We start from the raw sequence: 10133 nt of genomic DNA, 5'->3' as shown, positions 1-10133 counted from the left end.
GTTAACCTTTATTCTTTCTTACCCTCCCTGTCAAAGCCAATCACTAAGCCCCGAAGAAGCCGGCTATTATAACCCGCTTAGCCAACTTGTCAACAGCTTTGTTATTTTTACGCGAAATCAATAACTGAACAAACTGTACTCTCAGCTTTTGTGGACTTCTAATAACTCAAAAATTCGACATGTTTACTTATATAAATCATTGGTTTTACAAAAGAGTGAATTTTCAAAAGGCAATTTTTAAAGGTATCTATATCTGAGTTGAGCTAAAACAACTTGTTTTTATTAAAATTTGAATAATAATAAGAACTACCGGAGTTTTAGAGTCTTGCTAACGAGCAACACTGATCATTAAGAAAACCCAGCGATCTTGTCGATTGCCAAGTACTTTATACTTTACAGTGTGGAAGTAGTTGAGTGAACCTCATTTCTTGGAAAAAATTAGTGAATCCTAGAATAATTGATTTTATTTATATTAAAGATATTCTAATCTATGATTTTTTCAAATAGGGGTAACGTACACCGCTTACACAGCTAAAAATATCTATTTGTAATACTTTCTATCCAATTTTTTCTGGATTCGCTGTTGGCGGCGAACGACTTAATATGTCAGGAAATCCTGTCCGTCGCCTTAAAACCCGAGTAAATGCAGGATACTATTATGACGAAGAAAGTTGATGCGTTTTTTGCCTGGAAACATCTGTTAGCTATAACAAACCGAAAAATCTATACCGAAATATTCAATACCGCCTTGAGGCTAGATTTTGTCCAGAAGAACCCTGAGGCGGCCAAACACTTTCTCCGTGTCTTGATCAAAATGGAGGATTTTATATCAAAAAATCCGGACGATGCGCCAGGCATCTTGCCTACAGCACTAAAAATATATAGGAGACTCATCCGCGACGTCTGGGACGCTTTCAACTATCAGATTGTGCTCGACCAAACACTCCTGATCAAACTGATGGATAAAATAGAAAATAATCTGATTGACGGAGTCATGTCCGATTACCTGAGTCTCATTCATCTCAACAGCCTCAAGGTAGTCAAATCCGAAGTTATCCGAGTGAGTCGGTAGACTGTCATGCGTATAACCACACGGTTAAAAATCAATTCAACACTTACGGTATCTGCTCTCATCATCCTGGTGCCGGCTCTCATCTGGTCATTCGTCGAATTCAAGAACGCAAAAGACGATTATATTCTTGCCTGTAAGATCCGAGATAATATTCTTGAACACATCTCGCTCAGAGATCAATATTTCCTCTATTGCGAAAACCGTACGCTGGCACTATGGGACAAAAACAGCGAGACAGCCGACAGCCTGTTGCGCCAAGCCAATATCCAGTTCCATGGCGAAGATAAACTGCAAGCCTTGGAACGACTGAACAGAAGTATTGAAGATAGTGCAGTTATTTTCCGCCGCATCGTCAGCGGCACTAAGACATTGGAAACAGCCAATGGCAACTGTCATCTTTATGAATATCTGGAAAAAAAGCTTTCCAGCCAACTAATGCAGAAGGCCGATACGAGCCGCGACAGTGCATCTTTTTTGCAGGATGCAAGCGCAGGCCGTGTTGATCAGACCTATAGAAACCTATCTATTACTATAGGCTTTTTTACAATTATGCTGGTATTCAACACCATCCTGGCCTCATCGCAGCTTGGCGAGTTGATCCGCAAACGGTTGACGCCGTTGCATGATGGAGCAAAAACTGTTGCCGACGGTGACCTGGACTACAGAATACAGTGTGACGGTGCTGATGAGTTTGCCGAACTCGCCCTATCCATCAATGCCATGACAGACAAGCTTGAGTTAGAAATCCTCGCACACAAACAGATGGAACAAGCGTTGGAAGAAGCTCTGGATCGCCTCCAGAAAATCGCAAGCCGGGTCCCGGGAGTTGTTTACCAATATCGTTTGCGCCTTGATGGCAGCTCCTGTTTTCCATTCGCCAGTGAAGCCATTCGGGATATATTCCGGGTCAGTCCGGAGGAAGTCCGCGAGGATGCTTCCATAGTTTTTGCCATTCTTCACCCAGACGATTACGACAATATCATCGATTCCATCCAGAAGTCGGCACGAGACTTAACCCCTTGGTGCCATGAGTTTCGGGTGAAGTTTGATGATGGCATGGTGCGATGGCTATTGGGCAACTCGCTACCACAACTAGAAACGGATGGTTCAATACTTTGGCACGGCTTTATTACCGACATCACTGACCGACATCAAATGGAGAAAAAGCTGCGTGACAGCGACGCTCTTAATGTCAGCATTCTTAACTCACTGACCTCGCACATCGCCGTACTGGATTCAGAAGGTGTTATCGTTACTATCAATCGGGCATGGCGGCAGTTTGCCAAGAACCATGGCTTATCGAAATCCAGCCATTCTATGCTTGGGGCTAATTATCTGGACATCTGTAAAAAGAGTTTTAAGCAGTCTCTTGGTGATGGGACAAACTCTGCTTATGCCGGCATTGTGTCAGTGCTATCAGGTAAGAAGGATTCATTTCATATGGAATATCTATTCCCATTGCCCAATCAGCAATACTGGTTCCACATGAATGTAGCGCCATTGCGAGGCTCGCGCCGCGGGGTTGTAGTCAGTCATGAAAATATAACCGAACGCAAGCAAGCGCAGAAAACCATCGCCAGCCTGAATGAAAAGCTGGAAAAAAAGATTCATAAGCAAAATAAAGCCCTGACTCGGACCAATTTGAGTTTAATGAAAAAAATCGAAGAGCTCCGCCGCTCCAAACAACAGTTACTAGAACGGGAAGCCAAACTTAACTCCATTTTTAATGCGTCAGTAGAAGGTATTATCACTATTGATATGTCCGATATCGTCGTATCTGTTAATGCCGCAGTAGAAACTATTTTTGGCTATAAGCCTAAAGAGCTGATTGGTTACAATATCAGTAAACTTATGCGGTCATCTCCAAGAGAAATGCACTATTACAACACGCCCCTTACAGCACAACCTGTAGGCCAAATCAAAGAAGCTGAAGGTATTCACAAAAATGGCCGCCCCGTGCCTCTGGATATGTCCATAACGGAATACTTTATAGGAAAAATAAGTTATTTTACCTGTATTGTGCGCGATGTAAGCTTACGTAAACACAGAGAGCAGCAAGATAAGGAGCATCTGGCTGAACTCGCCCATGTCACTCGTCTTGGGCTTATGGGTGAAATGGCTTCCGGCATTGCTCATGAAATAAATCAACCCCTGGCCGCGGTTTCTACCTATACGCAAGTCAGTTTAAACCTCATTAACACTGAAAACCTCGATCTAGCGATGCTCACTGAGATCTTATACAAAACTCAGCAACAGGCTTTGAGAGCAGGACAGATAATTCACCGCATGAGAGAGTTTATCAAATCTCATGCGCCGCATCGTTCAACTATCAACATTAATACCCTGATTCATAATGCTGTCAGCCTGTGTATAGCTGACCTTAAACAAGACAATATAATGCTAATATTTGAACTGGAAAATAATCTGCCGCCTATCTGTGTCGATCAGGTACAAATTGAACAGGTCATCATAAATCTGATTCGAAACAGCATTGACGCCTTAAAAGACTTATCTGAAGCACCAGAACGCCAAATAACTATCCATAGTCGATTGACTGCTGATAATGGCGTACAAGTCAGGGTAAAAGATAATGGAATGGGGATTAATGAAAATCAACAACAAAAAATATTGATGCCTTTTTATACCACCAAATCAAACGGCATGGGCATGGGTCTGTCTATCAGTCGCTCACTTATCGAAGCCCATGAAGGTACTTTTTATTTTAATAGTGAATCTAAAAAAGGCACCACTTTTTATTTCAATTTACCCATACAAAAAGAATTTGATAAACGTTTAAAAAATTAGCGTTACCCAAATGTTAGGCTTTAGCGTTGCTCCAAACTGCAATTAATATAAATTTCCTTGTTTGAAGTCAATTCAGAAAAGCCCGGATTGCAGCTATCCCTTGACCTCCGTTTTGCCGAGCTGTAGGTAGACTAGAATCACCCATGCCGCCCAAGGCGTAAACAGGCAGGTTGACTTTGGCTACCAAATCGGCAAATTGCTTCCAACCCAGCAATGTAGCGCCCGGATGGGTTTGAGTTGCTAGCACTGGAGCTAGCACGACAAAATCCACACCTATTTTTTCGGCATGTTGCAATTGTTCAAGGTTGTGGCATGACGCGGCGAGCCACTTGCCGTTTTCAGGGCGTTTGGTCAAAGCCATTAAATCATGACTGGTCAGGTGGATACCGTCTACTTCGGCTGAATAGTCAACGGCGGAATTCATTAACAGCACAGTCTGTTCCTGTTTGCATAACGGGTAGGCCTGTTCAACAAAATTTGCCACGGCGGCGGCTGGCAAAGTTTTCAATCTGGCCTGGATCAGCTTGACGCCTCTGTTCAATATTTTTTGCAGGTTGGGCAACAACAAGGCTTCATCTGCGTCATCCAGAATCGCATAATAAGGCGGCAATTGGGCTGCGGTAATTATAGGCTGATTAGCAGCGGGAAATACATAATGATCCAGCTCAGCCGGAGCTACCCATTTAAATGGCTGGCCTTCGCAGCTTTTAGCCTCACCTGAAAACCGCTCGACCGAAAAAACGTTTAGCTGCACAGCCAAATCGGGATATTGATGGTTGATGGTAATCAACGGAGTTGCTGCTGTCACAGTGATATTGAGTTCTTCCTTAAGCTCGCGGGCCAATGCGGATTCTGCTGTTTCCGATGCCTCAATTTTTCCACCGGGAAACTCCCATAGGCCGCCTTGATGTAAAGTGGCATGGCGCAGGGAAATCAGGATTTTTCCTTCTGGGTTTTTTACTACGCCTACAGCGACTTGGAGAGGGTTCATATTTAGTAAATGGAGCGAGGGAGGTCGCAGTCATTCCGGCATGAATTGCCGGAATGACGTATTATGTGAATGCCTATGGCAATATAGATAGAAAGCTTACCGCCTTGTTCAAGTCCTATATTCCGCGTTAATCTTTACATAATCATACGAAAAATCACAGGTTAAGATTTCTTGTACCGCATCGCCGCGGCCCAGTTTAACAGTCACGGTAATTTCTTCCTGATTCATTACCCGCTGTCCGGCTTCCTCGGTGTAATCGACGGCTCTGCCGCCGTTTCTGACGATGCAGACATCGTCCAGATACAGCTGCACGTTTTCCAACACCATGCTCTCAACTTCGGCGCGGCCCACTGCTGCCAATATTCGCCCCCAGTTCGGATCGCTGGCGAAAAAAGCAGTTTTCACCAACGGTGAATGGGCGATGGTTTTGCCGACGCGCACCGCCTCTTCATCGGTCAATGCCTGCTCGACCACGATGCGCATTAACTTAGTTGCGCCTTCTCCATCCCTGACGATGGCTTCGGCTAATTGCTTGCAAACGGTCATTACGGCCTCGGCAAAAATTTTATAATTTTCGCTGTCCTGTTTGATTTCAGGAACCAACGAGCAACCGCTGGCCATCAACACGCAGGCATCGTTGGTCGAAGTGTCGCCATCGACAGTGATACGATTAAACGATTGTTCAACGGCCAGTACCAGACAACTCTGCAACAGGGCTTGGCCGATTTTCGCATCGGTAGCGATAAAGCCCAGCATGGTCGCCATATTGGGCTGGATCATGCCAGCGCCTTTTGAAATACCGTTGATAGTAATAGTCTGACCGCCAATTTCAATGACTTTGGATACGCCTTTGGCAAAGGTGTCGGTGGTCATAATAGCCTGAGACGCCTTATCCCAATTAGCGGTATTCAAGTTGCTTACGGCTTCCCGTAGGGAGGCTTTGATTTTATTGACCGGCAGCGGTTGGCCTATGACGCCGGTAGAAAAAGGCAGCACCTGAGTTGCAGCGCCGTCGACCACTTCAGCAAGATCGGCACAAGTCGCCAAAGCATCCTGCATCCCTTGATCGCCGGTACCGGCATTGGCATTGCCGGAGTTAATCAGCAACCAGCGTGGCGAATGAGCCAGATTCGCTTTTGCCACATGCACGGGCGCCGCGCAAAAAGCGTTCTGGGTAAACACCGCGGCACAGGTTGAATTCTCGGCCATTTGTATCACCAAAATATCATCCCTGACGGTTTGCTTGATGCCTGCGTTCGCTGTACCCAGCTTTATTCCTGATATTTCGTGCATGGTCGGAAAACTGCACTGCCCTACTGCCATAAGTTAAGCCTCTTTTGATTTTGATTTTTCTTAAAACACGCGTCAGACTTTAAAAAACACAAACACATTGTCGATTTTTTTAACTTCCACGCACATCAGCTTGCATTGTCTTTTTATTGCCTGTAACTGTTCCAGCTGTTCACTGAGCGCAAAAGGCAAAATCACTTCCACTTCAATTTGTCCGTCCAAATAATGGATCCTGAAATCTTCTATAGCGGACTTAAAGTTCACTAGATAGCGATCCAACAGACGCTGCACTTCTCCGCGAGACAGTGGCCGTGATTGCTCTTGTAAGCTCTCGTCATCTTCAGGATCGACATGAACCAGCACGTCCATCACATCATCAAAACGCCTAATCAAGTCGTCCCTGACAATATCGCCAATCATGTGCCCTTCCGAAACGGTAATGCGGGGATCGACGACGATATGCGCATCAATCAGCGCATCCTCGCCCATTTGCCGGGTGCGCAATAAATGGATGCCTTCAACCCCGTCAATGGCATGAATCGCCGCCCTGATTTCGGCGACCAGCTTGGGCGGCAATGAGGTATCGACCAGTTCTTTGATGCTCTCAAACACCAAGTTCAAACCGATTTTTGCTACCATCAACGCAACCACGATGGCAGCTAGCGCATCGGCCAACGGATAGCCCATCATCACTGCCCCTATGCCGAATAAAACTACCAGCGATGAAATCGCGTCGCTACGCTGATGCCAAGCATTGGCTAGCAGCAACTTAGAGCGAGTCGCTTTGGCGATCCGCTTGGTATATTGGTATAGCCATTCGTTAATCAGGATTGAAAGAGTTGCGACGCCCAATGGCAATACGTTAGGCACAGGCAGATGCTCAGGATCGGCCATGCGCTCCATGACCGACCAAACGATAGCGCCGCCGATTGCGATTAAGCTAACCCCCAAAATGACCGTTGCTATGGTTTCAAATCGGCGGTGACCATAGGGATGATCATGATCAGCCTCTCGACTGCCTAATTTAACCGCAATAATCACCAGCAGATCGCTGAGTAGATCCGATAACGAATGAATGCCGTCGGCAATTAAAGCCGCAGACTGCCCAAGGATGCCGAAGCCGATTTTGATCAGCGTCTGGAGAACATTAATCGCCGCGCCGACATAGCTGGCCCTGGCTTTTAGTTTGTCCATTTTTACAGCATCTACAGCTTCAGCCATTACCCGCTCACTTCCACTATAATTTCTCGCTCCCACACGGCGTAGCGCGTGGGAGCGAGGTAAACGGGATAACGACTAAAACCTTAGTCATTACGCCGCGCCCACTTCCAGAATAATAATGTACTCATGATCGCCCGAAATAGTTTCCAGTACTTTATGTCCATTGATTCGGCACCAAGCCGGAATATCCTGCATCACGCCGGGATCGGTACAGATAACCTCCAACTGATCCCCCGCTTTAAGCTGTTTGACTTTATCCTGGGTACGAATGACCGGCAATGGACATAACAGGCGGCGGGCATTTAGAGTTTCTCTATTCATATAAACCATTCCTGCGGAATTTCGTCCGCAGCAAACGGCTTGACCTGAATAACCCGCTCAGAACCGTCTTTATCAACAATACTCACATCGACTTGCTCGGCATTGCGCCCCTGGCCGTAGCGGGCGGTAATACGTGCCGCCAGGAACAAATCCTCAGCTGAAGGCGAACCGTCCACCAGCACCAAAGGTCCGGAATGGCTGGAACAATACATGGTGATAAACTCTTTTTTATAACCTTGCATAAACCGGCCTTCACCTTCTTCCCTAGCCACAATAACTTTAAAATTTTGCCCCGGCCTGATGTGTCTGCCGACTTTCAGCAGCATCACGTCATCCAGATCGTATTGCTTTTCGCCATTACGTGTTTTCCATAGATCGACCAGTTTTGCCGAATAGCTGGCATCGGTCAGAAAACAGCAGCCACCCGCAGGTTGAGCATATTCATCAAAGCCGTATTGCTCGGCCATCGCCATCTGCGGCTTGCGTGAACGCCCGCTAAAATCATGCAACTTTTCCCGATCGACCCAGCCTTCGCGTTCCGGCAGAGTTGCAGGCAAATTTTTGGCGCATAAAGGCCGTAATAACAAATCATCGGCGCCTGATTCTTTGGATATTATCGGCATCGTCGCTTTGCGTTGCGACATCGGCCTTTGACCGATCACTTCGCCGGTGATAATAAAGTCGAAATCGTTCTCGACCAGCCATTGCTTGGCCTTGTTCACCATGAAAATCTTGCAATCCAGGCAAGGATTCATATGTGCGCCGTAGCCGTGTTTCGGGTTAATCAGGACGTCTTTGTATTCTTCGATCACATCGACGATATGCAGCTTCATGCCTAGCTGTTCGGCGACCCATAACGAGTTGTTGCGTTTAGGCTTGGCTTTGTCATTGGCCCTGATCGCATGGGTGTGGCCTTCCACGCAGAAGCCGGTAAAGAAGTTGATGCCTTCGACATGGACGCCCTGTTCCATGATGGTTTTCGCCGCCAGCATTGAATCCAGTCCGCCGGAAATTAATGCCACTGCTTTTCTTTGTTTATTCATATTACTTAAAAATTGGAAAATTTATCTATTATACCGGCTTCTTTTCCAATTTGGCTTCCAATCAACAGCTAAAAAGATAGAACGCAGATGACGCGGATTGAGCAGATTAACGCGGATAAGTTTTAAGCGTTAATCTGCTCAATCCGCGTCATCTGCGTTCTATTCCTTTATCAACCAAAATTAATTTTAGCCTCCAGATCATTACTGGAATCAGCATTTTTCAGTGCTTCCTCCAGACTGATCCTGCCTTCTTTGTACAGTCCGAACAAGGCGTCGTCGAATGTCCTCATGCCTTTGCTGCCGCTTGATGCCATGGCCGTTTTAATTTCACTCAAGTCCCCTTTTAAAATCAGATTCGCTATATGTGGCGTGTTGATCATTACTTCAATGGCCGCGCAACGTTTCCCTGCAGTGTCGGGAATCAAACGCTGGGAAATAACGGCATTTAAATTGACCGCAAGATCCATAAACAATTGCGCATGATGGTCATGGGGGAACATATTAATTACTCGCTCCATAGCCTGATTGGCATTATTTGCGTGCATAGTCGAAATACACAAATGACCGGTATTGGCCAACTCCAAAGCGGCGGACATGGTTTCCCGGTCTCGAATTTCGCCGATTAAAATAACATCGGGTGCTTCCCGTAAACAGGCTTTTAACGCCCTGGCATAAGAATCCGTGTCTACCCCGACTTCACGCTGATTGACGATTGATTTCAGGTTTGGATGAGAGAATTCGACCGGATCTTCAATGGTCAAGATATGACCGGCCGAATTGATGTTGCGATGGTTGATCATCGCCGCTAATGTGGTCGATTTTCCCGATCCGGTGCCGCCTACCATCAGCAACAATCCCCGTTTGGCCATGATGAGTTCCATTAAAATATCCGGCGTGCCTAAGTCCTTGCCGGTTGGAATGACCGAAGGAATCAAACGCATCACTAAACCTATTGTTTTGCGCTGATAAAATGCATTGGCGCGGAACCGTGCGCTGCCATCCGGCAGGCTAATGGCAAAATCCAAATCCTTGGTAACTAAAAACTCATCGATTTGTTCTTGCGTCATGATTCCTAAAGCGCCTGATTTTGTTAACTCGGGCGTCAGCATAAAATCATCCAGGGGCACGACTCTGCCGAAAATTTTGGCTTTAACCTGCGAACCAACTGTTAAAAACAAATCCGAGGCTTCCAATCTCGTCATTTCTTGCAAATACGGAAGAATATTTAAATCATCTTCCGGCATTGCCCCCAGAATCTGGTAACTAACAGGTCTCCGCCTACGCTCCGGCCCATTATAAACAGCAGCTTCAGAATTATCGGGTTCGGCTTTTGACCGCGCTGAATCCGGGACAACAAATAAAACCAAGCTATTATCCTCGACCGTGGCGC

Annotated in this window: 8 protein-coding genes; 2 read left to right on the top strand and 6 right to left on the bottom strand. The window is 46.2% G+C overall.

Translation table 11 applies throughout. The annotated features are described in order from the left end of the window. Nucleotides 1-658 precede the first annotated feature (658 nt). Nucleotides 659-1072: a substrate-binding domain-containing protein gene (locus tag EPO18_RS18390; RefSeq protein ID WP_292435928.1), complete on the top strand. Its 414-nt coding sequence runs from the start codon at nucleotides 659-661 to the stop codon at nucleotides 1070-1072. Nucleotides 1073-1321: 249 nt separating this feature from the next. Beyond that, the gene (locus EPO18_RS18385; RefSeq protein WP_292435926.1) at nucleotides 1322-3877 is read left to right on the top strand and encodes a PAS domain S-box protein; all 2556 of its coding nucleotides are present in this window, start codon (nucleotides 1322-1324) and stop codon (nucleotides 3875-3877) included. 67 nt (nucleotides 3878-3944) lie between these two features. On the opposite strand, the gene EPO18_RS18380 is transcribed toward EPO18_RS18385, so the two are convergent. The 6 genes from EPO18_RS18380 to EPO18_RS18355 all read right to left on the bottom strand — a co-directional run. Further along, nucleotides 3945-4868, bottom strand: a complete 924-nt coding sequence (locus EPO18_RS18380; protein WP_292435924.1) for a Nudix family hydrolase — start codon at nucleotides 4866-4868, stop codon at nucleotides 3945-3947. Nucleotides 4869-4976: 108 nt separating this feature from the next. Then, a complete protein-coding gene (argJ, locus tag EPO18_RS18375; RefSeq protein WP_292435922.1) occupies nucleotides 4977-6191 on the bottom strand; it encodes a bifunctional glutamate N-acetyltransferase/amino-acid acetyltransferase ArgJ in 1215 nt (404 codons plus the stop codon). Nucleotides 6192-6233: 42 nt separating this feature from the next. Then, the gene (locus tag EPO18_RS18370) at nucleotides 6234-7379 is read right to left on the bottom strand and encodes a cation diffusion facilitator family transporter (protein ID WP_292435919.1); all 1146 of its coding nucleotides are present in this window, start codon (nucleotides 7377-7379) and stop codon (nucleotides 6234-6236) included. A 90-nt stretch (nucleotides 7380-7469) separates the two neighbouring features. Continuing rightward, complete coding sequence (locus tag EPO18_RS18365; protein WP_292435916.1) at nucleotides 7470-7700, bottom strand: sulfurtransferase TusA family protein; 231 nt, start codon at nucleotides 7698-7700, stop codon at nucleotides 7470-7472. Beyond that, a complete protein-coding gene (locus EPO18_RS18360) occupies nucleotides 7697-8743 on the bottom strand; it encodes a tRNA (5-methylaminomethyl-2-thiouridylate)-methyltransferase (protein ID WP_292435914.1) in 1047 nt (348 codons plus the stop codon). The genes EPO18_RS18365 and EPO18_RS18360 overlap by 4 nt, the downstream gene beginning before the upstream one ends. A 170-nt stretch (nucleotides 8744-8913) precedes the next feature. Beyond that, nucleotides 8914-10133: PilT/PilU family type 4a pilus ATPase (locus EPO18_RS18355; RefSeq protein WP_292435913.1), on the bottom strand; the 1220-nt coding region annotated here is incomplete at its 5' end.

This window comes from Methylobacter sp., assembly GCF_004322395.1.
GTDB lineage: Bacteria > Pseudomonadota > Gammaproteobacteria > Methylococcales > Methylomonadaceae > Methylobacter_A.
Note: the sequence above shows the minus strand (reverse complement) of the source record. Positions and strands in the feature narration are given on the sequence as shown.

Coding starts and splice junctions, on each gene's coding strand:
- EPO18_RS18360 (WP_292435914.1), bottom strand. CDS start 8,743: ATGAATAAACAAAGAAAAGCAGTGGCATTAATTTCCGGCGGACTGGAT.
- EPO18_RS18390 (WP_292435928.1), top strand. CDS start 659: ATGACGAAGAAAGTTGATGCGTTTTTTGCCTGGAAACATCTGTTAGCT.
- EPO18_RS18380 (WP_292435924.1), bottom strand. CDS start 4,868: ATGAACCCTCTCCAAGTCGCTGTAGGCGTAGTAAAAAACCCAGAAGGA.
- EPO18_RS18370 (WP_292435919.1), bottom strand. CDS start 7,379: ATGGCTGAAGCTGTAGATGCTGTAAAAATGGACAAACTAAAAGCCAGG.
- argJ (WP_292435922.1), bottom strand. CDS start 6,191: ATGGCAGTAGGGCAGTGCAGTTTTCCGACCATGCACGAAATATCAGGA.
- EPO18_RS18365 (WP_292435916.1), bottom strand. CDS start 7,700: ATGAATAGAGAAACTCTAAATGCCCGCCGCCTGTTATGTCCATTGCCG.